Raw genomic sequence first — 26704 nt, 5'->3', positions numbered from 1 at the left:
TCGGCGCTAGAAGAGGGCCGACGCCCGTTCGAAGTCCAGCAGTCGGCGTTTGCGGGGCAGGCCGCCGCCGTAGCCGGTGAGGCTGCCGTCGGCGCCGACGACGCGGTGGCAGGGGACGATGATGCCGATCGGGTTCCTGCCGTTGGCGAGGCCGACCGCGCGGGAGGCGCCCGAGTTGCCGAGGGCGTCGGCGAGTTCGCCGTAGGAGCGGGTCTCGCCGTAGGGAATGCGGCGGAGCTGGTCCCAGACGGTGCGCTGGAACGGGGTTCCGTGGAGGTGGAGTCGGAGGGTGAACTGCTTCAACTCGCCCGCGAAGTAGGCCTTCAGCTGCTCCCGCGCCTCGCCGAAGAGGCTGTCGTCACGGTCGCCGAAGGTCTGCTGTGGTGGGCGGTGGCGCTGGTCGGTCATGTAGAGACCGCAGAGGGTGCCGTCCTCGGCGACGAGGGTGAGGGGGCCGTACGGGCTGTCGGTGACGGTGTGTCGTCTCACTGGAGGTCCCTGCTTTTTTCTTACACCGGGAGGAAGTTGATCGGGTGGCTGTCGGTCGCCCACAGGTACTGGACCGCGTACGCCCGCCAGGGCCGCCAGGCCGCCGCGCGGGCCGTGAGGGCCGCCGGGGTGGAGGGCAGGCCCAACTCCTGTGCGGCGCGCCGGATTCCGAGGTCGGTGGGGAGGAAGGCGTCGGGGTCGCCGAGGGCGCGCATCGCGATGACGTCCGTCGTCCAGGGGCCGAAGCCGGGGAGGGCGAGGAGGCGGGCGCGGGTCTGGGGCCAGTCGCTCTCCGGGCCCAAGTGGATCTCTTCGGCGGCCAGTTGAGCGACGAGGGTGGTCAAGGTGGTGCGGCGGCTGCGGGGCATCCCCAGGGTCTCGGGGTCGACGGCGGCCAGGGCCTCGGGGGTCGGGAAGAGGTGGGTGAGACCGCCTTCGGGATCGTCCACCGGATCGCCGTGGGCGGTGACCAGGCGGGCGGCGTGGGTGCGGGCGGCGGCCGTGGAGACCTGCTGGCCGAGGACCGCCCGTACGGCGAACTCCGCCTCGTCGACGGTGCGTGGGACGCGCCGGCCGGGGGCCTTGTCGACCAGCGGGGCGAGCAGAGGGTCCGCGCGCAGTTGTTCGTCGATCGCGACCGGGTCGGCGTCAAGGTCGAGCATGCGGCGGGAGCGGCTGATGGCGACGGGGAGGTCGCGCAGGTCGCTGAGGGTGAGGCGGCAGGCGATGTGGTCCGGCTGCGGGGTGAGGGAGGCGATGCCGTGGCCGTAGGGGAGGCGCAGCGTGCGGCGGTAGGCGCCGTCGCGCCACTCCTCGACGCCGGGTACGGCGGTCGCGGCGAGGTGGCCGAAGAGGTTGTCGGGGTTGAGCGGGGTACGGAAGGGGAGGCGGAGGGCGAGGGTGCCGGGCGTGGTCGCCGGGTTCCTGTTCTTCGGCAGGCGGGCGCGCAGCTCGCTCGGGGAGAGGGCGAAGACCTCACGGACGGTGTCGTTGAAGGTGCGGATCGAGGAGAAGCCGGCCGCGAAGGCGATCTCCGCCATGGGGAGCGGGGTGGTCTCGATCAACAGGCGTGCCGTCTGGGCGCGTTGGGCGCGGGCGAGGGCCAGCGGGCCCGCGCCGAGTTCGGCGAGCAGCTGGCGTTCGATCTGCCGGGTGCTGTAGCCGAGGCGGGCGGCGAGGCCGGGGACGCCCTCGCGGTCGACGACACCGTCGGCGACCAGGCGCATCGCCCGGGCCACGAGGTCGGCGCGCTGGTTCCACTCCGGGGAGCCGGGGCTGGTGTCCGGGCGGCAGCGCTTGCAGGCGCGGAACCCGGCCTGCTGGCAGGCGGCGGCGCTCGGGTAGAAGGTCATGTTGCGGGGCTTGGGCGGGACGACCGGGCAGCTGGGCCGGCAGTAGATGCGGGTCGTCAGGACTGCCGTGAAGAACCAGCCGTCGAAGCGGGCGTCCTTGGACTGGACGGCCCGTACGCAGCGCTCTCGGTCGGTGTGCATCCCGTTCTGCATGGGTCCAGCATCGGCGATGGGCGCGGGCCGGGCTGGCGAGAATCCGACATGAACCTCTGCTGCCCTGGGACGGCGCGGATCACCGGGAGCACCATGCGCGTGAACGGCCCTTCGGCCGCCGGCGCCCGCTGGGTAGGATGCCCGCATGGGTCATGGAGCCGCCGCCGCGCAGGACGTCACCGAGCGCGTCCGTCTGGACGCGGGCAACGTCGCCAAGGTGGCGACCACGCTTCAGGCCCTGTCGACACCTTCCAGGCTGCTGATCCTCGCACGACTGCGCGAGGGGCCGCTGCCGGCCACCGAGCTGGCGGCCGAGGTGGGGATGGAACAGTCCGCGTGCTCGCACCAGTTGCGGCTGCTGCGGAACCTGGGCCTGGTCGTCGGTGAGCGCCGCGGGCGGTCGGTGGTCTACGCGCTGCACGACCACCATGTCGCCGAGCTCCTGGACCAGGCCGTGTACCACGTCGAGCACCTGCGGCTGGGGATCAGTGACGCCGGGGAGTGACCCCGCGCGAGGGCGGATGTGGCCCTTGTACGCCGCCGGGTTCACCACCGCCTTCGGGGCGCACGGCATCGCCGCGAACCTCGGGGGCGCCGGTCGTGACGCCGTCACCTCGCTGCTGGTCCTGGGCGGTCTGCTGGCCCTGTACGACGGTGCCGAGGTGCTGCTGAAGCCGGTGTTCGGCACGATCGCCGACCGGATCGGGGCGCGGCCGGTACTGCTGGGCGGGCTCTTGGGCTTCGCGGTCGCGTCCGCGGTGTACGTCCTCGCGGACAGCCCGGGGTGGCTGTGGGCGGCGCGGCTCGGGCAGGGGGCGGCTGCGTCCGCGTTCTCGCCGGCCGCCTCCGCGCTGGTCTCGCGGCTCAATCCGGCGGCCAAGCAGGGGCGGGCGTTCGGGAGTTACGGCTTCTACAAGTCGATCGGGTACACGCTGGGTCCGCTGCTGGGCGGGGTGCTGGTGTGGGCGGGCGGGCTGCGGCTGCTGTTCACGGTGCTCGCGGTGCTCGGCGCGGCCGTCGCGGTGTGGGCGCTGGTCGCCGTACCCGTCGTACCGCCGCTCCCCCGGGCCCGGCAGACCGTGCTGGACCTGGCGCGGCGGCTCGCGGACCAGGCGTTCGTCGTGCCGACGGCGGCGCTCGCAGGGGCGACGGCCGCGCTGTCGGTCGGCGTGGGGTTCCTGCCGGTGTCCGGCAGGGTGGCGGGGCTCGGGACGGTGGCGACGGGGGCCGCGGTGTCGGTGCTGGCCGCCTGCGCGGCGGTCGTCCAGCCGCGGGCCGGCCGGGCGCTGGACGCGGGGCGGCTCGGCGCGCGCACCGGGCTCACCGCGGGGCTGCTGCTGGCCGCGGCGGGTCTGGCCTGCGCGATGTTGCCCGGTCTTGCGGGCCTCCTGCTCGCCGCCGTCCTCATCGGCGTCGGCACCGGCCTGATCACACCGCTCGGCTTCGCGGCCCTGGCCTCCGCCACCCCGCCGGAACGGCTCGGACAGACCATGGGCGCGGCCGAACTGGGACGCGAACTGGGCGACGCGGGCGGCCCCTTGCTGGTGGCCACGGTCGCCACGACGGCGACACTGGCGTACGGGTACGCGGCACTGGCGGTGGTACTGGCGGCCGGAACGGCGGTGGTCGCAGCCGCGGGTGTGCGACGCGAGGCACGCGTGACGGAGAGCCGGGACGGCTGACGTCGGCCGAGAGCACGGGGCGGCCGCCCGGGGCGGGGCACGCGGGGCCGGGGGACGGGACGGCTGGCGTCGGCCGGGAGCATCGGGCGGTGGGCCGGGGCGGGATTTGCTCGCACCTGTGGGGCGCGGCAGCGCCGTCGGTGGGGGCGCGAGCCGCGTGTGTGCCGGCGGGGCAGGATGGCCGGCTTCGGCCCGGGTCTCCGACCGGCCCGTGTGCCTACAGTGCCCCTCCCGTCAGCAGGCTCAGTAGATCCCCCGTGGCGTCCGCCGCTCCCAGGGCGGCCAGGGCGCCCACGGTCAGGATGGCCGCGGCGACGGGACGCAGGCGGCGCGGTGGGGTGCTCAGGAGGGCGGCGATGCGGCGGGTGACGGCGCGGTCGGCGAAGTGCAGGGCGCAGTCGGCGCGGTGGGAGACCAGGGCGGCTCGGGCCAGGGCGCGGGCCGTGGTGCCGCGGTCGCCGACCGCGCCGGCGGCCTGTTCGTCGGCCCAGCGTTCCACCAGGTAGGCGACGGCCCCGCGGACCGGCAGGAGCAGCGGGTTCGCCGCCGCGGCCAGGGTCGCCGCGTGGACGTAGAACGCATGCCGGTGGGCGAGGTGGGCGCGCTCGTGGGCGAGCAGGGCCCGGCGTTCGGCGGGGCGCAGGGCGGCGAGCATGGCGCTGGTGACCAGGATCCGGCCCGGATCACCGGGCACGGCGAAGGCCTGGGGTCGCGGCGAGGCGGCGACAACGAGTTCGGTGCCGGGCGGGTGGCCCTCGCACAGCCGGCGCAGGGTGCGGCGGGTGGCGCGATGAGCCCGGACCGCGCGCAGGATCCGGCCGACGGCGACCGCGAGGACGACAAGCGCGAGGAGTGCCACGGCGTCCGGAACCGGCTCGGGCAGCGCGCGGCCACCGGCGCGGGCGTGGGCGACGACCGGCAGGGCCTCGCCGGCCAGGGTCGCGGTCAGCAGCGCGAGGGCCCACAGACAGGCGCCTGCGGTGAGCACCGCGGCACCGGTCAGCGCACGGGCCGCCGCCGCGGGCGTCCCGAACCTGGCGAGCCGCGGACCGGCCACGCCGAGCAGCAGCGACAGCAGCAGCGGGGTGTAGACGTCGATCCTCATGTGCCGCCTCCTGTCCCGCCGTTGAACCCGTATGCCGTACGACTGCGCCGGCCGGGCCCGTCACGCACCGCCGTCGCCCAGCAGCCGGCGCAGGGCGCTCTCCTCCTCGGGGCTCAGCCCGGTCACGAACTGCTGCAGGGCGGCTATCGGGTCGGGCCCGCGGTCCAGGGCCCGATGCATGGCCTCGGCGGTCATCTCGGCGGCGTTCTTGACGGGACGGTAGGCGCCGCGCCGTCCGTCGGCGTCGCGCAGGACGAGATCCTTGTCGTGCAGGCGGCGCAGAATGGTGTGCACGGTGTTGTAGGCGAGCCCGTCGCCGAGTTCGGACTGGATCTCGGCGGGGGTGAGGGCGTGTTCCGTGGCCCAGAGGGTGGCGAGGATCTCGCTCTCCAGCTCCCCGGGGCTGCGTCGCTCGGCTCTGCCGCGAGGGGTCGTGCCTGCCATGGCCACCACCTTACGGTGCGTAGGTTCCCTCGGTCACCGACTCGCACCTGCCCCTTACCCGCCTCCGGCGTCTCCTCGACCTACAGGTTGTAGGGTGAAACGGGACCTTACAGATTGTAGGGCCGGGAGGGATGAGGATGACGAGAACGTCCCCCGCCTCTTCCGCACCCTCGCCGGAGCGGCCATCCGCGGCGATTCGGAACGGGGCATGAGCACGCCGGCCGGCCCGTCCACGAGTGTCGGCCGGCGGCTGCCGTGGCAGAGCCTGCTGGGGGTCACGGTGGCAGCGGGGGCCGCGGGGCTCGCCGTACGGCACTGGCCGGTGCTGGACGCGGGAGCGGACCGGCTGGCCGTCGCCGACCGCGGCTGGCTGTCGCTCGCCGCCCTGCTCAGCGTGCTGACCTGGGGATGCGCGGCGCTCGCGCTGCAGGGGGCGGTACGGGAGGCACTGCCCGTACGCCGGCTGGTGGCTGCGCAGTTCGCTGCGTCCGCGGCGAACCACGTGCTGCCCGCCGGACTGGGCGCCGGTGCGGTCAACGTGCGCTTCCTGATGCGGTGCGGACTGCCGCCCGGCCGCGCCGCGACGGCTCTCGCGGTGAAGGGCGCGGCGGGCACCGTGGTCCGGGGTGCTCTGATCGCGGGGCTCGCCATGGCCTGGCCCGGGACCCTGCGGGCGCCGGCGGTGGGCCGGTTGCCGCTGCTCGTGGGCGCGGGGGCCGCGGTGGCGGTCGCCGGTGCGGCCCTGTTGCTGCGGACCCGGCTGCGGCGCGGACTGGCCTGCGCGGTGGCCGATGTGCGCGGTGTGCACGAGCGTCCGGGGCGGGCGGTGGCCCTGTGGGGTGGCTCGCTGCTGTTCGCCGCGCTGCACACGGGCGTCGTCCTGGCCGTCGTACGGGCCCTGGACGTGCCTCTTCCGGCCGGGCGGGTGGCCCTCGCGTATCTCGCCGCGAGCAGCGCCGCCGTACTGCTGCCGACCCCGGGTGGGCTCGGTTCCCTGGACGCCGCGCTCGCCTGGTCGTTGACGGCGGCCGGGGCGCCGGCGGGGGTCAGCGTGTCGGCGGTCATCGGCTACCGGCTGCTGACCGTGTGGCTTCCCCTGGTGCCGGGGTTGCTGGTGCTGGGCGGGCTGGTGCGCGCCAGGGCCCTGTGAGGCGGTGGCGGCTCGCGTCGTCGACGGGGGCTCAGTCTTCCGGGGACGTCGGCGCGGGCGGGGGTTCCGGTGAGGGCCGGGAGGGCGCCGCGGGTGTCCGCGGCGGTTCGGTGTCCCGCGGCGTCGGACCGGAGTCCCCGGCCGGCCGCCACCACCGCGGCCGCCACCGGGTCAGACCCCAGCCGCACAGGCTCAGCCAGGCGGTGGCGAGCAGCCAGCCCCCGAGGACGTCACTGGTCCAGTGCACGCCGAGGTAGACCCGGGTCGCTCCGACGGCGGCCGCCCAGCACACCGCGAGCACACAGGTCGTACGCGCCAGGTCGGGGCGCGAACGGCGGGTGACGGCCCAGCAGAGCAGGCCCGCGGCGAGGGCGGAGGTCGTGGTGTGGCCGGAGGGGAAGGCGTACCCGGAGGCGTACGCGGCCCAGTCGGCCGGGTCGGGCCTGGCCCGCGCGAAGGACTCCATCACCGCTTCTCGCAGCAGTTGCCCGGCGAGCAGCACGGCGAGGGCGCACGGCACCGTCCTCAACCGCTCCCCGGCGTCCCGCCCCGCGATCAGCCCGGCCACGGCGACGACCAGGTACGGCCAGATTCCCGTCCCGGTCGCGGTGATGCCCCGTGCGAGGGCCTGCGCGACCGGTGGCCGGTGTCCGATGGCCCACGTGTGCACGGCCCCGTCCCCGGGCAGCGGGGACCCGTGCCGTACGCCCACCAGGACCGCGAGGCATCCGAACAACGCGGCACACAGGACTCCGGCCCGGACCGTCCCGGACCGCACCGCCCGCCACGCCTCGTTCACGCGGGACCTTCGACGCAGACGCCCACGACGACTCCTCTCACCTGCGCGGGAACCGCGCGCCCGGCTCCCCCGCACCAGCACCCGCGGCCGCGCTCGTCGGCGGCTCCGACCGACCCGGCCGCGCCATGCGGTCAGCCACCGCTCTGCGCGCCCGTCACCAGTTCCCCGAACCTGGTCCCGGCCGCCCGTTCCACCAAGGGCGCCCCGCGGTCCGCCAGCAGCATCAGCGGCCACGCGAGCAGGGCGCCGAACGCGAGCCCCACCGCGACGTCGTGCGGATAGTGCACGCCGATCCAGACCCGGGAGACGGCCATCAGGAGGGCGGCCACGGCCGCGACCCGGCCCAGCGTCCGGTCCGTCAGGGCCACGACCACCGCCGCGGCTCCGGCGATCACCGCGTGGTTGCTGGGGAAGGACCAGTCGCCCACCGCCGGGCACGCCTCGACGGTGACGGTGTGCAGCATGCGGCAGGGTCTGTTCTCGGCGACGGCCGACTTGACCAGGACGTCGGCGACGTAGCAGAGCACGACGATCACGGGGGCCGCCAGCGACCGGACCATCCGGGCCTGCCCCGCGCCGCGGGCCCGCCACCAGGCGGCGAGCATCAGCACGCCGAACAGGGCGAGGCCGTAGTCGGACCAGACGGCGACCGTGGTGTCCACGACGTGCGGCGAGTCAAGGGCCAGACCGGTGATCCAGAGGTAGAGGCCGCCGTCGACCGAGGCGCCGCCGAACGCGAGGGCAGTCATGAGGAGACCTCCGAAGAGGCGCGGCGGGCACGCGCGCGGCGTGCCTCGAGAGCGAGCGGGGTCAGGGAAACGAGGACCACGACGGCGACCATGGGAAGGAGGTAGCGGTCGACGTTCGGAACCGAGGAGCCCAGGGCGTAGCCGCCGAGCACGAGACCGATCGTCCACACCAGGCCGCCGGCCACCTGCCAGAGCGTGAAAACCCGCACCGGCACGTCCAGTGCGCCGGCCAGCGGGTTCAGTACGGTGCGCACCACCGGCACGAAGCGGGCCAGCACGACGGCCTTCGCGTGGCCGTACCGCGCGAGCAGTTCCTCGGCCCGGGCCGCGCCCTCGTGCAGCTTCCTCGCCCTGCTGCGCGCCAGCAGCGCACGGCCTCCGCGACGCCCTATCCAGTACCCGGTCTGCGCCCCGAGCAGCGCTCCCACCACGGCCGCGGCCAGCACCTGCCCGAGCGAGAGGTGCACGGAGCCGCGGACGCCGTTCGCGCACAGCAGCCCCGCCGTGAACAGCAGCGAGTCCCCGGGCAGGAAGAAGCCGACCAGCAGGCCGGTCTCGGCGAACAGCACCGCGGCGACGCCGATTGCGCCGAAGGCGGACAGCAGGGACCCCGCGTCCAGGACGTTCACCGCTTGGGCCACGGCGAACTGGGCAGCTGCCATGCGGGCGACCCCTCTCATACTGGAACTCGTACTGAACGTGGAAGGAGCGGGCGGCGGCCCGCGCCTGGCGACTACAGTCATGTAGACCGTCTACTGAACTGTAGACGAATAAGTGTCGAGGAGCGTTCCCATGCCCCACGGGCAGATTGACGAGCCGTTCGACGGCCCGGACGACGGGCGCCCGGAACGACGGCCGGCGGGCGAGCTGGAGGCGAGCGTCCTGGCCGCGCTGTGGGCGGCCGACGGTCCGCTCACCCCCGGCGCCGTCCAGCTGGAGCTCGGCGACGGACTGGCCCGCACCACCGTCACCACGATTCTCACCCGGCTGCACGCCAAGGGCGTGGTGACCAGGGCACGCTCCGGGCGCGGCTACGCCTACGCCCCCACCCAGGACTCCCCCGGCCTCACCGCCCGCCGTATGCACGCCGAACTCGACAAGGACCGGGACCGCGGCACCGTCCTGGCCCGCTTCGTGTCCGATCTGAGCCCCGAGGACGAGCGGCTGCTGCGCGGTCTGCTGGCGGACGGTGCCGCCGGCGCGGACGACACCGCGTGACCGGCCGCTCGGAGTCGTCCGGCGCGACGGCGGTCTCTGGAGGAACCCTGTGATGTACGCCGTGTGGCTCCCGCTCCTGGTGCCGCTGCTCGCGGTGCCCGTGGCCCGGCGTGGCGCCGAGCTGCTGCCGCCGCGGACGGCCGCGTGGGCGCTGACCGCCCTGGCGCTGGTCCTCGCCGGTTCCAGTACGGCGGCGCTGGCGCTGCTCGCGCTGGACGGCGCCCTGCGGCTGCCCTTCGTGGCGGCGCTCGGCCACTTGTCCCCGCACCTGCTCGGCGACGGTTCGCCCGCCACCGTGCCGGCCGCGGTCCTGGCCGCCCTCGCGCTGGCCGGCCTGGGCGTGCTGGTGCCCTGGCGGGCCCGCCGCCATCTGCGGGAACTGCGCGCCGCCCATCGCCAGTGCGCGTGCGAGCCGGGCGCGGGCGACCTGTGGGTGCGGCGCGACGTACGTCCCGACGCCTACGCGCTGCCCGGCCGGCCAGGCCGCATCGTGGTGACCACCGGGATGCTGCGCGCCCTCAGCGCCCGGGAGCGTGAGGTGCTCTTCGCGCACGAGCGCGCCCATCTCATGGGCCGCCACCATCTCTTCCTCGCCGGCGCGGAGCTGGCCGTGGCGTTGCATCCCGCCCTGCGCGGCCTGCGGGCGCCGCTGTCGTACGCCCTGGAGCGCTGGGCCGACGAGTCCGCGGCGCGGGCGACCGGCGACCGCGCCCTGACCGCCCGCGCGGTCGGCCGCGCCGCGCTCGCCGCCGGTGCGGCGGGCCCCGCGCCCCGGCCGCGGCTGTCCCTGACGGCCACCGCGGGCCCGGTCCCACGCCGCGTCACCGCCCTGCTGAACCGCTCCGCGCCCGTCGGCCAGCTCCTCCCGCGTGCCCTGGCCTGCCTGCTCCTGGCCTGCGTCACCCTCTCGGCCGGCGCGGCCCTCGAAGCGGCCACCGACCTCCACAACGGCATCGAAACCGCCCAGGGCGAGACCGGCCACCTCTCGACACATCGCGGCTGACGGACACCCACCGGGGGCCCACGCCGCCACTCGACGTCCCTGCACGGCCGGCGGTCGGCGACGCTCGCTGTGCCGAGGGCACGTCAGGCTCAAAGGACCTTTGCCACACAGAGGGTTCACGACGGAGGAGGTGTGGCATGCTCCCGTCAATCGATCGATGCACGCAGTCCATGGCCGCCCCCGGCGCACCCCAGCCGGTCCGGCGGTCGCCGAGCAGGCCGTAACCACGGCCGCCGCAAAGGAGTCACGCGTGAGAACCATCCCCCACAGATCCGTCGCCGTGCGCGCCCTCGCCGTCACCGCACTGGCCGGGGTGTCCCTTCTCCCCGCCGGTCCGGCGACCGCCGCGCCCGACGCCGCGGCCGCCTGCACCCCGGCCCAGGTCGTCGCCAACGGCGGCTTCGAGAGCGGTACTTCACCGTGGACGCAGTCGTCCACGAGCGTGATCACCAGCCGTTCCGGCGAGACCCCGCACGGCGGCACGAGCTACGCCTGGCTGGACGGCACCGGCGCCACGCACACGGACACGCTCTCCCAGAGCGTCACGATCCCGTCCGGCTGCTCCACCGCCACCCTGTCCTTCTGGCTCCACATCGACACCACCGAGACGACCTCCTCGACCGCCTACGACAAGCTGACGGCGAAGATCGGCGGCACGGCCCTGGCCACCTACTCGAACCTCGACAAGAACACCGGGTACGTCAAGAAGACCCTCGACGTCTCGTCCTTCGCGGGCCAGACGGTCAGCCTCGCCTTCACCGGCACCGAGGACTCCAGCCTCCAGACCAGCTTCGTCCTCGACGACGTCGCCCTCGACACCTCGGGCGGCACGACCCCGCCGGCCGACTCGACGCGGACCCCGGCCGCACCCTCGTACACCGTCAGCCTGAGCAGCAACACCAGCGGTACCGTCTGGACCGGCCACGAGAGCGCGACCTTCACCAACGCCTCCTCGACGGCGCTGAACGAGGTGTACCTGCGGCTGTGGGACAACTACCACGGCACCTGCGACGCGATGCCGATCACGGTCACCAACGTCAGTGGCGGTACGGCCGGTTCGCCGTCCGTCGGCTGCACGGCCCTGCCCGTCACCCTGCCCGCACCCCTGGCGCAGGGGCAGTCCGCCACGATCGGCTTCGACCTGGGCATCACCGTGCCCAGCGGCGCCGACCGGTTCGGCCACGACGGGGCGTTCAGCTTCATCGGCAACGCGCTGCCCGTCCTCGCGGTCAAGGACGGCGCCGGCTGGCACCTGGACCCGTACACGAACAACGGCGAGTCGTTCTACTCCCTGGCCGCCGACTTCAAGGTGACCCTCGACCACCCGAGCACCCTGCTGGTCCCGGCCACCGGCACCTCGGTCGACACCCCCGGCTCCAGCGGACGCACCGTCACCACGGCGACCGCCTCCAAGGTGCGTGACTTCGCGTGGGCGGCCGGGCCGTTCAGCAAGATCTCCGGCACCTCCACCGCCGGCACCGCGATCAACGTCTACTCCGTCTCGAACATCAGCTCCTCCGACGCCCAGTCGATGCTCAGCACGGCGAAGACGGCCGTCGACGCGCACGCCGCGCGCTTCGGGGCCTATCCCTACGGGGAGTTGGACGCCGTCATCGACAACAACTACTGGTTCGGCGGCATGGAGTACCCCGGCTTCGTCCTCGACCTCGTCAGCACCACCGCGCTCACCCACGAGATCGGCCACCAGTGGTGGTACGGCATCGTCGGCGACGACGAGTACAACAGCCCCTGGCTGGACGAGGCGTTCACCGACTACGCCACCGACCTCGCCCTCGGCAAGACCGGCACCAGCTGCTGGAACAGCGTCTCCTGGGCATCGTCGGCGGAGAAGATCACCAACTCCATGGCGTACTGGGACGCCCACTCCTCCCGCTACTCCACCGTCGTCTACGGCTACGGCAAGTGCGCCCTGCACGACCTGCGCCGGCTGATCGGCGACACCGCGATGACCAAGTTGCTGAAGGACTACGCCGGTTCGCACTGGTACGGCGTGTCGACCACGGCCGAGTTCAAGGCGGCGGCGCAGGCCGCGACGACCACGGACCTGACGTCGTTCTGGAGCACGCACCGCATCGACGGCTGAGCCGGACGACCGCACGACGCGGCTGCCGGTCCTCCGAGGGCCGGCAGCCGCTCGTGAATGACGTACGCCGTCCAAGAAGGCGGGAAGGCGTTCAACGACAGGCCCTTGACGGCAAGGGACGGCAGCGTGGGTCAGCCGAGTCGCTGGGCGAAGGTCTCGTACGCGGCGTCGTCGAAGAGGACGAACCGCACCTCTTCGACGGCCGTCGGCGTCCCGCGTACCGTCTCGACCGCGATACGGGCGGCGTCGTCCATCGGCCACCGGTACACGCCGGTGGAGATCGCCGGGAAGGCGACCGTCACGGCGCCCAGTTCGTCGGCGACGCGCAGCGACTCGCGGTAGCAGGAGGCGAGCAGGTCGGAGCGGTCCTCGGTGGCCGACCAGACCGGGCCGACCGTGTGGATCACCCATCGCGCGTCCAGCCGGCCGGCGGTCGTCGCGACCGCCCGGCCGGTGGGGAGGCCCTTGCCGATGGGGGTCCCCCCGCTCGAGCGAAGCTGAGAGTGGGGGAGGGACGCGCGGAGCCTGCGGCACTCCTCGAGGATCTCCGGGCCGCCCCGCCGGTGGATGGCGCCGTCGACGCCACCGCCGCCGAGGAGGGAGGAGTTCGCCGCGTTGACGACGGCGTCGACGGACTGCTGGGTGATGTCGCCCCGGACGAGGGTGATGCTGGTCATGGCTGCCTGTATACCCGACGGCACCGGGCGGGGCCCGCTTTGGGCGGCGCAGGGCCGTCGAGGGCGGGTGGGCGCGTCAGCCCGTCTGCCGCAGCCTGCGCCAGACCGCCTTCGCCGCGTTGTGACCGGACATGCCGTGTACACCCGGGCCCGGTGGGGTCGCCGAGGAGCAGATGAAGACCGCCGGGTGGGGGGTGTGGTACGGGAACAGGGACAGCTTGGGGCGCAGCAGGATCTGCAGTCCCGCCACCGCGCCGGTGCCGATGTCACCGCCGATGTAGTTGGCGTTGCGGGCGGCGAGTTCGGCCGGGCCGGCGGTGGCGCGGGCCAGGACGCGGTCGCGGAAACCCGGGGCGAAACGCTCCAGTTGGCGCTCCATGACGTCCGTGAGGTCGCCCGTCCAGCCGCTCGGGACGTGCGCGTACGCCCAGAAGACGTGCTTGCCCTCGGGTGCGCGGGTGGGGTCGACGACGCCGGGCTGGACGGTGATCATGAAGGGCGGGTCGGGTGCCCTGCCCTCCCGGGAGGCCGCGCGCAGGGCGGCCCCGATCTCCCTGCTGTCCGCGCCGATCTGGACGGTGCCGGCGGCCCGGGCCGGTTCGGCGGTCCACGGGACCGGGCCGTCCAGCGCGTAGTCGATCTTGAAGACGCCGGGGCCGTACTTGTAGTTCTCGTAGTAGCGGCCGAAGCCGGCGATGCGGGCCAGGGCGGTGGGTGAGGTGTCGAAGACGTAGGCCCGCGCGGGCGGCAGGTCGTCGAGGCGCTTGACCTCGTAGTCGGTATGGACCAGGCCGCCGAGGTCCTTGAGGTAGGCGGTCAGGGCGTCCGAGATCGACTGGGAGCCGCCCTCGGCGACGGGCCAGCCCCGCGCGTGGGCGGCGAGCGCGAAGACGAGACCGATGGCGCCGGTCGCGAAACCGTTCAGGGGGGCCATCACATGGGCCACGAGGCCGGCGAAGAGGGTCTTGGCCGGCTCGTCGTGGAAGCGGCGGGTGAGCCAGGTCGACGGGGGCAGGCCGGCGAGCCCGAAGCGGGCGAGAGTCACCGGGTCGCGGGGCAGCGCGGTCAGCGGCAGGGACATGAAGTCGCGCGTGAGGGTGTCCCACTTGGACAGGAACGGCGCGACCAGCCTGCGGTACGCGCCCGCGTCCCGGGAGCCGAACGACGCGGCCGTCTCGGCGACCGAGCGGGACAACACGGCGGCGCTGCCGTCGAGGAAGGGGTGGGCCATGGGCAGCTCGGCGTGCAGCCACCTCAGGCCGTACCGCTCCAGGGGCAGGGCGCGGAACGCCGGGGAGTTGATGCCCAGCGGATGGGCGGCGGAGCACGGGTCGTGCCGGAAGCCGGGCAGGGTGAGCTCTTCGGTGCGGGCACCCCCGCCGACGGTGCCGCGGGCCTCGAAGACGGCCACGGAGAAGCCGCGGCGGGCCAGCTCCACGGCGGCCGTCAGTCCGTTCGGCCCCGCACCCACCACGACAGCATCCAGCATCGACGGCACCTCGGACCCCTTCGTCAGCCGATGGCCACTGGGCATCAGGATATGCCGGGGGTCTGACAGCCCCGGGGCTCGGGTACCGACTGCCGGGACGGCCCGTCGGGTCAGGCAGTGGCCGACAGCAGCCCCACCACCCTGCGGGCCGTGGCCGCGTCACGGGCCGCGGTGAACGGCAGGGCGTTGCCCCCGGTGATACGGAAGGGCTCGCCGGTGACGGTCAGGTGGGCGCCGCCCGCCTCCTCGACCAGCAGCAGGCCCGCGGCGTGATCCCATGCCGCTTCCCATGAGAAGGCGGTCGCATCGGACTCGCCGCGGGCGATGGCGAGATACTCCAGGCCGGCCGAGCCGCAGGCGCGCGGCGCGACGCCGTCGGTCCACAGGCCGAGCAGGGCGCGCTTCTGGTCGTCGGTGGTGTAGTCCGGGTGGGAGGTGGCCACTTGGAGGTCCCGGCCGGGTGCGGGTGAGCCGGCGTGGAGTCGCTCGCCGTCGAGGAAGGCGCCCTGGCCCCGCACGGCGGTGGCGAGTTGTCCACGGGCCGGTGCGTACGTCCAGGAGGCGAGCAGGACCCCGTGGTGCGCGAGGGCGACCAGCGTGCAGAACCCGGGGTCGCCGTGCACGAACTGACGGGTGCCGTCGACGGGGTCGACTATCCAGACCGGGGCGTCGCCGCCGATCGCCTCGTACGTCGCCGGGTTCGCGTGCACCGCTTCCTCGCCGACCACGACGGAGCCGGGCAGCAGGGCGCCCAGCGTCCCGGTGAGGTACCGCTCGGCCAGCCGGTCGGCGTCGGTCACGAGGTCGTGCGGTCCGTTCTTCTGGTCGACCTCGTGGGCGGCGAGCCGGCGGAAGCGCGGCATGATCTCGGCCGCGGCGGCGGCGCGGACCGCCTCCTCGACGTCGGCCGCGTGCTTGGTGAGGAACTCTTCGTGTCCGGCGAGAAACTCTTCGTTGGTTTCCGTGTCGTCGATCATGGCTCCATGAGAACACGCGCCACTGACAATCCCCGCCCGGCCGGTGGACACCCGGTGGAATCGGAGTGAACTCGGAGATTCCGGCTCACCGGCCGACGGCGTATCCCTGCATCCCGCGCGGGTTCGCCGCCGCCGACAGGATGCCGGTACGTGGATCGCGTGCGACCGCGCACAGCCGTCCCTCGGACCACGGGTCGCCCACGGTGACGTGGTGGCCGCGCCGGCGCAGCTCCTCGACGACGTCCGAGCCCGTCCGTGACTCCACGGTCACGCTTCCCGGTCGCATGCCGCGCGGGTAGAAGGAGCCCGCGAAGCTGTCGTTGTGCCAGTTCGGGGCGTCGATCGCGCCCTGCAGGTCGAGGCCCCCGCGGACGGGTGCGCGCAGCGCGACGGCCAGGAAGAAGTGCAGCTGCCACTGGTCCTGCTGGTCGCCTCCGGGCGTGCCGAACGCCATCACCGGGACGCCGTCGCGCAGGGCGATGGAGGGGGTGAGGGTGGTGCGGGGGCGGCGGCCGGGGGTGAGCGAGTTCGGCAGGCCCTCCTCCAGCCAGGTCATCTGCAGCCTGGTGCCGAGCGGGAAGCCCAGTTCGGGCACGACGGGGTTGGACTGCAGCCAGCCGCCGCTGGGGGTGGCGGCGACCATGTTCCCCCAACGGTCGACGACGTCGAGGTGGCAGGTGTCGCCCCGGGTGGTGCCGTCCGGGGAGACGGGCGGCTCACCGGGCACCGGGGAGGCAGGGCTCTTCGCCACGGTGGGCTCTCCCGCGCCCATGGGGCTGAACCCCGGCTCATCGGTGACCACCACGTGCGCGTGCGCGCTGAGCCGCGGTGCGCGTCCGCCGGGGCTGCCGGGGCGCAGCTCGTACGAGGCCTTGTCGCCGACGAGCGCGCGCCGGGCGGTGTTGTACTCGGCGGACAGCAGCTCGTCGACCGGCACCTCGGCGGCGTCGCCGTACCAGGCCTCCCGGTCGGCCATGGCGAGCTTGCAGCCCTCGATCAGCAGGTGGAGGTAGTCGGCGGAGCCGTGGGCGGGCAGCTCGGCCGGGAGCAGGGCGAGCTGCTGGAGCAGGACGGGGCCCTGGCTCCAGGGGCCCGCCTTGCACAGGGTCCAGCCGTTCCAGTCGTACGTCGCCGGGCTCTCGTAGGTGGCGGACCAGCCGGTGAGGTCGGCGGCCGTGAGGGTGCCGGTGTGGCGCTCGCCGCTGGTGTCCATGGTGGGGCGGGCGGACTGGCGTACCAGGGCCTCGGCGATGAAGCCGGAGCGCCACACCTCGCGCGCGGCCTCGATCTCGGCGACCCGGTCCCCGCTGCCGGCGACCTCGGTGAGCAGCCGCTTCCAGGTGGCGGCGAGGGCGGGGTTGCGCAGCAGCTCGCCGGGATGCGGGGGCCGACCGTCCGGCAGGTACACCTCGGCCGACGAGGTCCACTCCGTCTCGAACAGCTCGCGGACCGTCTCGACGGTCGCGCCGACGTTCTCCACGGGCGCGTGCCCGTGTTCGGCGTATCCGACGGCGTACTTGAGGACGTCGGCGAGGGGTTTCGTCCCGTGGTCGCGCAGCAGCAGCATCCAGGCGTCGAAGGCGCCGGGGACGGCTGCGGCGAGCGGTCCGGTGCCGGGCACGAGGTCCAGGCCGAGTCCCCGGTAGTGGGCGACGGTCGCTGCGGCGGGTGCGACGCCCTGTCCGCACAGCACCCGCACCTCGCCGCCGGCCGGCGCGAGCAGGATCGGCACCTCGCCGGCGGGGCCGTTGAGGTGCGGCTCGACGACATGCAGCACGAACGCCCCGGCGACGGCCGCGTCGAAGGCGTTGCCGTCGTCCTCCAGCACGGCCATCGCGGACTGCGAGGCGAGCCAGTGGGTGGAGGACACCATGCCGAAGGTGCCCTGGAGGGTCGGCCGGGTCGTGAACTGCATCTCTCACCTCGCCGCTCGCGCGCCCCGGTCGTTCCGGAGTGCGATCACACCTGTGGGGCTGCCTCTACCCGTCCGAGGGGTCCACGAAGATTTTCGCGATCCCTCGGGCACTGCTCGGGCCGCCCTCCAGTCCGGTGCGCGGGCGACCGTTCACGGCCGGCGCGGCTCCACCAGCCCCGACTCGTAGGCGAAGACGACCAGTTGGGCCCGGTCGCGGGCCCCTAGTTTCGTCATGGCGCGGCTGATGTGGGTCTTGGCCGTGAACGGGCTGATGACCATGTGCCCGGCGATCTCCTCGTTGGTCAGGCCCCGGGCGGCCAGAGCCGTCACCTCGCGTTCGCGGCGGGTCAGGCAGTCGAGGCCGGGTGCCGTCGCCCGGTCCGGCGGCCGGGAGACGAACTCGCCGATCAGAGTGCGTGTAACCGACGGGGACAGCAGCGCCTCGCCCCGGGCGACGACGTCGATGCCCTGGAGCAGGTCGGCCGGTTCGGTGTCCTTCAGGAGGAAGCCGCTGGCGCCCGCCCGCAGCGCCTCGAAGACGTACTCGTCGAGGCCGTAATTGGTGAGGATCACTACGCGTACGGCCGCCAGAGCGGGGTCCGCGGCGATCAGCCGCGTCGCCTCGATGCCCGTCATCACCGGCATCTGGACGTCGATCAGCGCGATGTCGGGGACGTGCGCGCGGACGAGGGCGAGGCCCCGCTCGCCGTCCGCCGCCTCGCCCACCACCTCGATGCCGTCCTCGGCCTCCAGCAGGGCGCGGAACCCCGCGCGCATCAGCGCCTGGTCGTCGACGAGCGCGACCCGGATCATCTCCACTCCCCCTTCGCCAGCGGGATGCGCGGGACGAAGCCGCCCCGGCCGCCCGAGCTCCCGGTCGGCGGCCACGCCCGCGCCCCCAAGCCCGCCTCCCATCCAGCGGCAGCCGTCCCCGCACCGCGAAGCCGCCCCCGCTCACCCGGCCGCGCCCGCGCCCCGAAGCCCGCCCCGCTCATCCGGCCTCCCCCAACGGCAACCGTCCCCGCACCCCGAAGCCGCCCCCCACTCACCCGGCCGCGCCCGCGCCCCGAAGCCCGCCCCGCTCATCCCGCCTCCCCCAACGGCAACCGTCCCCGCACCCCCGAGCCCGCCCCGCTCACCGCGTCTCCCCCAGCGGCAGCCGCGCCCGTACCGCGAAACCGCCCTCCGCGCGCGGGCCGGTGTCCAGTGTGCCGCCCAGTGCCGTGACGCGTTCACGCATGCCGGTCAGACCCACGCCGGGGGCGGGAGGTCGGGACGGGTCGGCGGTGCCGTCGTCCTCGACGCGTATCGCCAGGTCGTCGTCCCCGTAGTCGAGCCGGACGTTCACCTTGGCCGGGCCCGCGTGCCGGGCCGCGTTGGTCAGGGCCTCCTGCACGATGCGGTAGACGGCGCGGTCGACCGTGGCCGTCAGTGGCCGTTCCTCGCCGGTCACCGTGAGTTCGGCGGTGAGGCCCGCCGCGCGGGCCCGCTCGACCAGCAGCGCGGGCGTGCCGGTGGGCTCGTCGTCGGAGCGCAGGATCTCCAGGGTGGCGCGCAGTTCGCGCATGGCCTCGCCGCTCGCGTCCTGGATGGCGAGCAGCGCGGGCGGTATCTCCTCGCCGCGCTTCTTCGCCAGGTGGACGGCGACGCCCGCCTGGAGCTTGACGATCGAGATGCTGTGAGTGAGGGAGTCGTGCAACTCCCTTGCGATGCGCAGGCGTTCCTCACCGGCGCGGCGCAGGGCGGCCTCCTCCCTGGTCCGCTCGGCCTCCAGCGCTCGCCGCTCGGTCTGGCGGAGGTACGCCTGCCAGTTGCGGTCGGCCTGTCCCGCGACCACGGCGCACAGGAACCAGCCGGCGAGCAGCGCCGTCCGCTCGACCACGTCGTGGGTCGTCGGGCCCGTCGCCAGCCATCCTCCCAGGAAGACCCCGCTCGCCACGGCCGCCCACCCCCGGTGTCCCGCGCCGGCCGCCGTCGCCACGGCGACGAAGACCGGCAGCGCCGAGAGCGGACCGGGGTGCGCGTGCAGCACGTATCCGGCACCGCACAGCGCGGCGACGAGCGCCACCGTGCGCGGGGCCACACGGTGGAACGCCAGGACGGCCGAGGACAGGGCGACGAGGGCGTAGTCGACGGCCGTGGTGTCCCGGCCGAAGGCTGCCGTGGTCACGGCGAGAGCACCGACGACGACCGCGAGGGCCACGTCGGCGAGCCCTTTGCGTGGGGTGAAGTGCCCGCTCATGCAGGCACAGTAGAGGGCGGCGCCGACAGCGGCGTCACCCCTGTGGACGGCTCCCCGGCTACTCCCCACGCAGTAGTGCGCGGTCCCGGCGGCCTCGTCGTCGTACCGCCAAGTGCCTCCACGGGGACGACGCCCGGGGCCGCCCGCGCCACGCATGCTGCTGTGCATGTCCACACCGTTCAGGTACACACAGCCACCGTCGCCCAAGTCGGCCACCGGCCGGGTCGCCGAGATCCACGCGCAGATCGCCGCCGACTTCGGCATCGACCGGCCCGCCACCTTCATGGTCCTGTCCTCGGCGCCCGAACTCCTCGTTCCCGCCTGGGCGCTGATGCGCGAGTCGCTGATCGCCGGCCCGGGCAGCCGCACCGGCAAGGAGCTGGCGGCGCTCGGGGTCTCGCTGTCCAACAACTGCCCGTTCTGCGTCGACGCGCACACCGTCCTGCTGCACGCGACGGGCGACCACGCGCTGGCCGAGCGGCTGGCCCGCGGGGACGATCCGGAGAGCGAGGAGCACACGCGCGTGCTCGACTGGGGGCTCGCCAGCCGCGCCCCGGGGGCCGCGCTGCGGCCGTACCCGTTCCCGGAGGAGCACGCGCCCGCCTATCTGGGGACCATGCTCACCTTCCACTTCATCAACCGCGTCGCCTCGGCGCTGCTGTCCGAACAGCTCATGCCGGGCGGCGTCCAGCGGTTCCGCGCGGTGCGCAGTCTCGCGGGCCGCGCCCTGGGGCGCACCGTCCGCCGCGAAGCCGAACCCGGCGCGTCCCTGCCACTGCTCGACACGCTCGGCCCCGGACCGGACTGGGCCCTCGGCTCCCCCGTGGGCCCGGCCTACGCGGCGCTGCGCGCGGCCGCCCGCACCGGCGCCGAACTTCTCGACCCGGCCGAGCGCGCCCTCGTCCATCACGCCCTGCGGGACTGGGACGGCGAGCACCCCTCGGCCGTCCTGCGCGGCTTCCCGACCCGGCGTGAGCGGCCCGGCGCGCGCCTGGCGCTGCTCGCCGCGCTCGCGCCGTACCGGATCACGGACGAGGACGTGGCCGCCTGGCACATGCCCTGGCACAACGACGAGCAGCTGCTCCGGCTCGTCGCGTACGGCGCCTTCGCGGCCGTGGACCGCATCGAGAGCGCACTCGCGCTGTCGGCCGCGCAGCGCGCCACGTCCTGACGACGGCGAACCCTTTATCCGATTTCAGTGGTTCCAGAGTGGTTTTATGCGCATACGAGGGGATCGTCGCCGCTTGCTCGGGCGGCGCCCGGTTGGTCACGGCCCGTCGGCACCGGCCTCCGTGACCGCCCGAGCACGGAGCGAGTTGACACTTCCGTCTCACAGGGACTCATGTGAGACTGGCGCTCCGTCCGCAGTGCGGACTCCTCCGCACACCGTCCCCCACCGAGAAGTGTGCCCGTGCGTGAATTTCCTCTGCCGCTCGCTCTGACCGCGCGCCTGTCCCCCGTCGTCGTGCTCGCCGCGGTGGGCTGGGCGCTGTCGTCGAGCCCGGCGACGCCGGCCGACCAGCACACCAACGAGGCGGAGCACAAGAGCACTTCGGCGCCCCCCGCGCCGTCGACGGCGGCAGCGGCGACCAAGTCGTACGGCGCCGCCCCCGCGCCGTGCGGCAGCGTGGCCACGGCGACGGTCAAGTCGCTCGTCCCGGGCGCCAAGACGGCCGGGAAGGAGATCAGGTCCACCGACGAGAAGCTGCGCCGCACCTGCTCCTGGAACGCTCTCAAGGGCTACGACTACCGCTGGCTCGACGTCTCCTTCGAGGTTCTGGACTCCGACGCGGCGGCGCAGAAGGAGTTCAAGGAGCGGACCGCGGAGAAGAGCGGCGGGGGTGCCGTACCGGGGCTCGGGGACGCGGGCTACTCGGTCGTGAACCTCACCACCGAGGACAAGCAGCAGACCCGGGAGGGCGTGGTGATCGCCCAGGTGTCCAACGTCCTGGTGGTCACCACCTACAACGGCAGTGACTTCGAGACGAAGAAGGCACCCGGCACGGACGAGATCAACAAGGGTGCCATCAAGGCCGCGAAGGACGCCGTGGCCGCGCTGAAGGGCAGCCGGTAGCGTTCACCGGCCGCCCTCCGCAGGGTTTTCAGGCCTCCAGGCGCTGTCGGCCGCGCAGCAGCATCAGGGCCAGGTAGACGGCCATCGAGGTGCCCAGGCCCACCGCCCAGCCGTAGTCGGCGAGCGGCTTCAGCGCCGGGACGGGCCGTCCGTCGATCAGTGGCTTGAAGCTCGCGCCGCCGATCGCCAGCACGCCGCCCGTCACGAAGGCGACGACGGCCCGCCAGTTCCAGCCGCCCTCGTACCAGTAGCGGCCGCCCGAGCGGTACAGGTCGACCAGGTCCAGCTTTCCGCGGCGCAGGATCCAGTAGTCGGCGATGAGGATGCCGGCGACCGTGCCGAGCAGGCCGCCGACCAGGCCGAGCCAGGTGAAGATGTAGCCCTGCGGGTCGGAGTACAGCTTCCACGGGAAGATCAGCACGCCGATGATGCAGGTGGCGAGCGCCCCGGCCCGGAAACTGACCTTCCTGGGCGCGATGTTGGAGAAGTCGAAGGCCGGCGAGACCAGGTTGGCGGCGATGTTCACGGACAGGGTCGCCACCAGTACGGTCACCAGGGCGAACAGCAGGCCGAAGACGTTGTCGGTCTTGGCGGCCAGCTGTACCGGGTCCCACACCGCCTGGCCGTACACCTTCTGCGAACCGGAGGTGACCAGCACCGACAGCAGCGCGAACAGCGTCATGGTGGTGGGCAGTCCGAGGGCCTGGCCCCACGTCTGGGCCTTCTGGCTCTTGCCGTACCGGGTGAAGTCCGGGATGTTCAGCGACAGAGTGGACCAGAAGCCGATCATGCCCATCAGGGACGGCCAGAACAGCTTCCAGAAGTCGCCGCCCCAGCCGAGCTTGGAGGGCTGGTCGAGCAACGGGCCGAAGCCGCCCGCCTTGTTGCTCATCCAGACCAGCATCACCAGCGCGCCGACGATGACGAAGGGCGCCGCCCAGTTCTCGAAGCGGCGGATCGTGTCCATGCCGCGGTAGATGATCGCGACCTGGATCGCCCAGAAGATCGCGAACGACAGCCACATCGTCCAGGGGTAGGCGCCGATCTTCCCTGCGTCGGACCAGCCGTTGCCGATGAGCTTGCCGGCCAGGAAGTAGATCGCCTCGCCGCCGATCCAGGTCTGGATGCCGAACCAGCCGCAGGCCACCAACGCCCGTACCACAGCGGGGAGGTTGGCGCCGCGGACGCCGAAGGAGGCACGCGCGAACACCGGGAACGGGATGCCGTACTTCGGCCCCGCGTGCCCGGTGAGCAGCATCGGGACCAGCACGATCACATTGGCCAGGGCGATGGTGAGCACCGCCTGCTTCCAGTCCATGCCGACGGCGATCAGACCGGAGGCGAGGGTCCAGGAGGCCGTGTTGTGGGCCATGCCGACCCACAGGGCGGAGAAGTTGTACGTGGTCCAGGTGCGCTTCTCGATCGGGACCGGAAGCAGGTCCTCGTTCGCGTACGGGCCGCTGGGCAGCGGAGCCCCGGGCGCGATCTCCACGCGCCCGTCGGCGAGGGTGACTTGAGCGGTCGGCGGTATGGCCGTGGGAGCGGTGTCGGTCATGGGCAGGCCAATCGATGAAGGGTGGTCCGGAAAGGCCGTGCGGGTCTCCGGGTTCCCCTCCCCGGGGAGGTGGGGAGGGGAGTTCTGGAGTGGGGGGATGGGGAGGAGGGTCAGGCGTTGAGGGCCGGGATGATCTTCTCGCCGTACGCGTCGATCACGGCTTCCTGCGCGTCGTGCATGTCGTACACGGCGAACTGGTCGACGCCCAGTTCGCGCAGGGCGTTCAGCTTCTCGATGTGCTTCTCGACGGGGCCGATGACGCAGAACCGGTCGACGATCTCGTCGGGCACGAACTGGGTGTCGGGGTTGTCCGCGCGGCCGTGGTGGGAGTAGTCGTACCCTTCCCGCGCCTTGATGTAGTCGGTGAGTTCCTCCGGGACCTGCGAGGAGTGCTCGCCGTACTTGGAGACAAGGTCGGCGACGTGGTTGCCGACCATGCCGCCGAACCAGCGGCACTGCTCCCGGGCGTGGGCGAGGGCCTCGGGCGAGTCGTCCTCGGTGACGTAGGCGGGGGCGGCGACGCAGATGCGGACGTCGGCGGGGTCGCGGCCCGCGGTCACGGCCGCGTCCTTCACGGCCTTGACCATGTACTCCGTCAGGTAGAGGTCCGCCAGCTGCAGGATGAACCCGTCGGCCTCCTCGCCGGTCATCTTCAGGGCCTTGGGCCCGTACGCGGCCATCCATACGGGGAGTTCGGCGCCGGGCTTGATCCACGGGAACCTGACGACCGCGCCGCCGAGGTCGGCCTCCTCGCCCCGGCCGAGGGCCCGGATGACCTTCATCGCCTCGCTGATGCGGGCCAGCGTGTTGGGCTTGCGGCCCGCGACGCGCATCGCGGAGTCGCCGCGGCCGATGCCGCAGACGGTGCGGTTGCCGAACATGTCGTTGAGGGTGGCGAAGGTGGAGGCGGTGACTTCCCAGGTGCGGGTGCCGGGGTTCGTCACCATCGTGCCCACGGTCAGCTTCTGCGTGTTCGCCAGGATCTGACTGTAGATCACGAACGGTTCCTGCCACAGCACGGCCGAGTCGAAGGTCCAGCCGTGGGTGAAGCCGTTGCGCTCGGCGCGCTTCATCAGGCTGACGACCTTCGAGGCCGGTGGGTCGGTCTGCAGGACGAGTCCGAAGTCCATGTGCGCCACTCCTAGTTGAGGTACTGACAGGTGGAGCGCGGGGTGTAGACGCCGTGTCCGGCGCGTCCGGTGTACTCCCGCTCGGTGATGACGGGTTCGCCGCGCGAGAGGACCGTCTCGACCCGGCCGGTGGTGCGCTTCCCCTCGTAGGCCGAGTAGTCGACGTTCATGTGGTGCGTCTCGGCGGACATGACCTGCTCGGCGTTCGGGTCGTAGATGACGATGTCCGCGTCGGCGCCGGGGGCGATGGTGCCCTTCTTCGGGTACATGCCGAACATCCGGGCGGGGGTGGCGCAGGCGATCTCGATCCAGCGGCGGCGGCTGATGTGCCCGTCGACGACGGCCTGGTGGAGCAGGTCCATGCGGTTCTCGACGCCGGGGAGGCCGTTCGGGATCTTCGAGAAGTCGCCGCGCCCCAGTTCCTTCTGGCCCACGAAGCAGAACGGGCAGTGGTCGGTGGAGACGACCTGGAGGTCGTTCGTCCTGAGCCCCTGCCACAGCTTGGCCTGGTGCTCCTTCGGCCGCAGCGGTGTGCTGCACACGTACTTCGAGCCCTCGAAGTCGGGCTCGGCGAGGTTGTCGCTCGACAGGAACAGGTACTGCGGGCAGGTCTCGCCGAACACCGGGAGCCCCTCGTCGCGCGCCCGCGCCAGCTCGGCCACCGCCTCCATCGCCGAGACGTGCACGACGTACAGCGGCGCGCCCGCGACCTGCGCGAGCCTGATGGCGCGGTGCGTGGCCTCGGCCTCCAGCAGGGCCTTGCGGACCTCGCCGTGGTAGCGCGGGTCGGTCTCGCCGCGGGCCAGCGCCTGTTCCACGAGCACGTCGATCGCGATGCCGTTCTCGGCGTGCATCATGATCAGGCCGCCGTTCTCGGCGGAGCGCTGCATGGCGCGCAGGATCTGGCCGTCGTCGGAGTAGAAGACGCCGGGGTAGGCCATGAACTGCTTGAAGGAGGTGACGCCCTCCTCCACGAGCAGGTCCATCTCCTTCAGCGTCTCCTGGTTGACGTCGGAGACGATCATGTGGAAGCCGTAGTCGATCGCGCAGTTACCCTCGGCCTTGGCGTGCCAGGCGTCCAGCCCCTCGCGCAGGGAGTGCCCGACGCTCTGCACGGCGAAGTCGACGATCGTGGTGGTGCCGCCCCAGGCGGCGGCCCGGGTGCCGGTCTCGAAGGTGTCGGAGGCGAAGGTGCCGCCGAACGGCAGCTCCATGTGGGTGTGGGCGTCGACACCGCCCGGGATGACGTACTTCCCGGTGGCGTCTATCGTCCGCTCGGCGGTGAAGGCCTCGGCGGCGGAAGTGCCGGCGACAGCCAGGGCGGTGATGCGGCCGTCCTCGATGAGGACGTCGGCGTGGAGTTCGTCGGATGCGGTGATGACGAGACCGCCGCGGACGAGGGTGCGGCCGACCATGGGTTCACGCTCCGTTCGGTTGTCGAAAAGTGCGGGTCGTCGGGGGCTGGTCGCGCAGTTCCCCGCGCCCCGTCGGGGCACGGGGACGACTGCCGGCTGCTAAGGCGCCGTTATCGGGGCGTACGCGTCGGGCCGGCGGTCCCGGAAGAACTGCCAGCGGTCGCGGACCTCGCGCAGCTTGGCCAGGTCCAGGTCGCGTACGACGAGTTCGGTCTCCTTGTCGGAGGCGACCTCGCCGACGAACTGGGCCTCCGGGTCCACGAAGTAGGAGGTCCCGTAGAAGTCGTTGTCGCCCAGGTCCTCCACACCGACCCGGTTGATCGCGCCGACGAAGTACTCGTTGGCGACGGCCGCCGCCGGCTGCTCCAACTGCCAGAGGTAGCGGGACAGTCCGCGCGAGGTGGCCGACGGGTTGAAGACGATCTCGGCGCCCTCCAGGCCCAACGCCCGCCAGCCCTCCGGGAAGTGGCGGTCGTAGCAGATGTAGACGCCGATCCGGCCGACGGCCGTCTCGAAGACCGGCCAGCCCACGTTGCCGGGGCGGAAGTAGAACTTCTCCCAGAAGCCCGGGACTTGGGGGATGTGATGCTTGCGGTACTTGCCCAGGTAGGACCCGTCCGCGTCGATCACGGCGGCCGTGTTGTAGAGGACGCCGGGCTGCTCCTCCTCGTACATCGGCAGGATCAGGACGAGGCCCAGCTCCCTGGCCAGCGCCTGGAAGCGCTTGACGATCGGGCCGTCCGGGACCTGCTCCGCGTACTCGTAGAACGCCTTGTCCTGGACCTGGCAGAAGTAGGGTCCGTAGAACAGCTCCTGGAAGCACAGGACCTGGGCGCCCTGCGCGGCCGCGTCCCGGGCCGCCTGCTCGTGCACCTGGATCATCGACTCCTTGTCGCCCGTCCACGCGGTCTGGAAGAGGGCGGCACGAATCACTCTGCTCATCGGGACCTCCGGTCGCTCGGTGTGCGAGAAGACTAGGAAG

Annotated in this window: 25 protein-coding genes; 8 read left to right on the top strand and 17 right to left on the bottom strand. The window is 73.0% G+C overall.

The annotated features are described in order from the left end of the window. Positions 1-6 precede the first annotated feature (6 nt). A complete protein-coding gene (locus FBY22_RS08925) occupies positions 7-489 on the bottom strand; it encodes a methylated-DNA--[protein]-cysteine S-methyltransferase (RefSeq protein WP_142143892.1) in 483 nt (160 codons plus the stop codon). A gap of 20 nt (positions 490-509) precedes the next feature. Then, on the bottom strand, positions 510-1982 hold the full coding sequence (locus tag FBY22_RS08920; protein WP_142147470.1) for an AlkA N-terminal domain-containing protein: 1473 nt from the start codon (positions 1980-1982) through the stop codon (positions 510-512). A gap of 157 nt (positions 1983-2139) precedes the next feature. On the opposite strand from FBY22_RS08920, the gene FBY22_RS08915 reads away from it, so the two are divergent. Both FBY22_RS08915 and FBY22_RS08910 read left to right on the top strand, forming a co-directional pair. Beyond that, positions 2140-2499, top strand: coding sequence for a metalloregulator ArsR/SmtB family transcription factor (locus FBY22_RS08915; protein WP_058922177.1), 360 nt, complete (start codon positions 2140-2142; stop codon positions 2497-2499). Between the two features lie 16 nt (positions 2500-2515). Further along, complete coding sequence (locus tag FBY22_RS08910) at positions 2516-3676, top strand: MFS transporter (protein WP_142143890.1); 1161 nt, start codon at positions 2516-2518, stop codon at positions 3674-3676. A gap of 217 nt (positions 3677-3893) precedes the next feature. Here FBY22_RS08910 and FBY22_RS08905 read toward each other — a convergent pair whose 3' ends face one another. Then, entirely contained in the window at positions 3894-4781 is an 888-nt protein-coding gene (locus tag FBY22_RS08905; protein WP_142143889.1) for a M48 family metalloprotease, read from the bottom strand. Between the two features lie 60 nt (positions 4782-4841). Beyond that, positions 4842-5225, bottom strand: a complete 384-nt coding sequence (locus tag FBY22_RS08900) for a BlaI/MecI/CopY family transcriptional regulator (RefSeq protein ID WP_142143887.1) — start codon at positions 5223-5225, stop codon at positions 4842-4844. Between the two features lie 208 nt (positions 5226-5433). On the opposite strand from FBY22_RS08900, the gene FBY22_RS08895 reads away from it, so the two are divergent. Further along, positions 5434-6375, top strand: a complete 942-nt coding sequence (locus FBY22_RS08895; RefSeq protein ID WP_142143885.1) for a lysylphosphatidylglycerol synthase domain-containing protein — start codon at positions 5434-5436, stop codon at positions 6373-6375. 31 nt (positions 6376-6406) lie between these two features. On the opposite strand, the gene FBY22_RS08890 is transcribed toward FBY22_RS08895, so the two are convergent. The 3 genes from FBY22_RS08890 to FBY22_RS08880 form a co-directional block, all read right to left on the bottom strand. Beyond that, entirely contained in the window at positions 6407-7174 is a 768-nt protein-coding gene (locus FBY22_RS08890) for a phosphatase PAP2 family protein (RefSeq protein ID WP_260844758.1), read from the bottom strand. Between the two features lie 131 nt (positions 7175-7305). Continuing rightward, positions 7306-7923, bottom strand: coding sequence for a phosphatase PAP2 family protein (locus tag FBY22_RS08885; protein WP_142143883.1), 618 nt, complete (start codon positions 7921-7923; stop codon positions 7306-7308). Beyond that, entirely contained in the window at positions 7920-8585 is a 666-nt protein-coding gene (locus FBY22_RS08880; protein ID WP_142143881.1) for a DedA family protein, read from the bottom strand. Before FBY22_RS08880 ends, FBY22_RS08885 begins: the two co-directional genes overlap by 4 nt. Before the next feature lie 130 nt (positions 8586-8715). Between FBY22_RS08880 and FBY22_RS08875 the strand changes: the two genes are divergently transcribed. The 3 genes from FBY22_RS08875 to FBY22_RS08865 all read left to right on the top strand — a co-directional run bounded on the left by FBY22_RS08875 (position 8716) and on the right by FBY22_RS08865 (position 12248). Beyond that, a complete protein-coding gene (locus FBY22_RS08875; RefSeq protein ID WP_142143879.1) occupies positions 8716-9141 on the top strand; it encodes a BlaI/MecI/CopY family transcriptional regulator in 426 nt (141 codons plus the stop codon). 52 nt (positions 9142-9193) lie between these two features. Continuing rightward, complete coding sequence (locus FBY22_RS08870) at positions 9194-10144, top strand: M56 family metallopeptidase (protein WP_142143877.1); 951 nt, start codon at positions 9194-9196, stop codon at positions 10142-10144. Between the two features lie 250 nt (positions 10145-10394). Further along, positions 10395-12248 carry a M1 family aminopeptidase gene (locus FBY22_RS08865; RefSeq protein WP_142143876.1) on the top strand — a complete coding sequence of 618 codons (1854 nt, stop codon included), beginning with the start codon at positions 10395-10397 and terminating at the stop codon, positions 12246-12248. 131 nt (positions 12249-12379) lie between these two features. Here the strand turns inward: FBY22_RS08865 and FBY22_RS08860 are convergent, their stop codons facing one another. From FBY22_RS08860 to FBY22_RS08835, 6 genes are all read right to left on the bottom strand, one after another. After that, positions 12380-12925: an O-acetyl-ADP-ribose deacetylase gene (locus tag FBY22_RS08860; RefSeq protein WP_142143874.1), complete on the bottom strand. Its 546-nt coding sequence runs from the start codon at positions 12923-12925 to the stop codon at positions 12380-12382. Positions 12926-13001: 76 nt separating this feature from the next. Then, positions 13002-14414 carry an NAD(P)/FAD-dependent oxidoreductase gene (locus tag FBY22_RS08855; protein ID WP_174267112.1) on the bottom strand — a complete coding sequence of 471 codons (1413 nt, stop codon included), beginning with the start codon at positions 14412-14414 and terminating at the stop codon, positions 13002-13004. A gap of 110 nt (positions 14415-14524) precedes the next feature. Next, complete coding sequence (locus tag FBY22_RS08850; RefSeq protein WP_142143872.1) at positions 14525-15391, bottom strand: inositol monophosphatase family protein; 867 nt, start codon at positions 15389-15391, stop codon at positions 14525-14527. An 85-nt stretch (positions 15392-15476) separates the two neighbouring features. Continuing rightward, positions 15477-17306 (bottom strand): gamma-glutamyltransferase family protein, encoded by a 1830-nt coding sequence (locus tag FBY22_RS08845; RefSeq protein WP_142143871.1) that lies wholly within the window; start codon positions 17304-17306, stop codon positions 15477-15479. A gap of 150 nt (positions 17307-17456) precedes the next feature. Beyond that, the gene (locus tag FBY22_RS08840; protein WP_142143869.1) at positions 17457-18119 is read right to left on the bottom strand and encodes a response regulator transcription factor; all 663 of its coding nucleotides are present in this window, start codon (positions 18117-18119) and stop codon (positions 17457-17459) included. A 322-nt stretch (positions 18120-18441) separates the two neighbouring features. Then, positions 18442-19548 (bottom strand): sensor histidine kinase, encoded by a 1107-nt coding sequence (locus tag FBY22_RS08835; RefSeq protein WP_142143867.1) that lies wholly within the window; start codon positions 19546-19548, stop codon positions 18442-18444. Between the two features lie 166 nt (positions 19549-19714). On the opposite strand from FBY22_RS08835, the gene FBY22_RS08830 reads away from it, so the two are divergent. Together FBY22_RS08830 and FBY22_RS08825 are read left to right on the top strand one after the other, a co-directional pair. Next, positions 19715-20719, top strand: coding sequence for a carboxymuconolactone decarboxylase family protein (locus tag FBY22_RS08830; protein ID WP_142143865.1), 1005 nt, complete (start codon positions 19715-19717; stop codon positions 20717-20719). Positions 20720-20959: 240 nt separating this feature from the next. Next, positions 20960-21622 carry a hypothetical protein gene (locus FBY22_RS08825; protein ID WP_142143863.1) on the top strand — a complete coding sequence of 221 codons (663 nt, stop codon included), beginning with the start codon at positions 20960-20962 and terminating at the stop codon, positions 21620-21622. A gap of 28 nt (positions 21623-21650) precedes the next feature. On the opposite strand, the gene FBY22_RS08820 is transcribed toward FBY22_RS08825, so the two are convergent. From FBY22_RS08820 to FBY22_RS08805, 4 genes are all read right to left on the bottom strand, one after another. Further along, the gene (locus FBY22_RS08820) at positions 21651-23177 is read right to left on the bottom strand and encodes an NCS1 family nucleobase:cation symporter-1 (protein WP_142143861.1); all 1527 of its coding nucleotides are present in this window, start codon (positions 23175-23177) and stop codon (positions 21651-21653) included. Positions 23178-23287: 110 nt separating this feature from the next. After that, complete coding sequence (locus FBY22_RS08815) at positions 23288-24307, bottom strand: TIGR03842 family LLM class F420-dependent oxidoreductase (protein WP_142143859.1); 1020 nt, start codon at positions 24305-24307, stop codon at positions 23288-23290. 11 nt (positions 24308-24318) lie between these two features. After that, the gene (gene hydA / locus FBY22_RS08810; RefSeq protein WP_142143857.1) at positions 24319-25722 is read right to left on the bottom strand and encodes a dihydropyrimidinase; all 1404 of its coding nucleotides are present in this window, start codon (positions 25720-25722) and stop codon (positions 24319-24321) included. A gap of 99 nt (positions 25723-25821) precedes the next feature. Beyond that, entirely contained in the window at positions 25822-26664 is an 843-nt protein-coding gene (locus FBY22_RS08805) for a nitrilase-related carbon-nitrogen hydrolase (protein WP_142143855.1), read from the bottom strand. Positions 26665-26704 lie beyond the last annotated feature (40 nt).

Source organism: Streptomyces sp. SLBN-31, assembly GCF_006715395.1.
GTDB lineage: Bacteria > Actinomycetota > Actinomycetes > Streptomycetales > Streptomycetaceae > Streptomyces.
The sequence above is the reverse complement of the archived record's forward strand: the minus strand, read 5'-3'. Positions and strand labels throughout refer to the sequence as shown.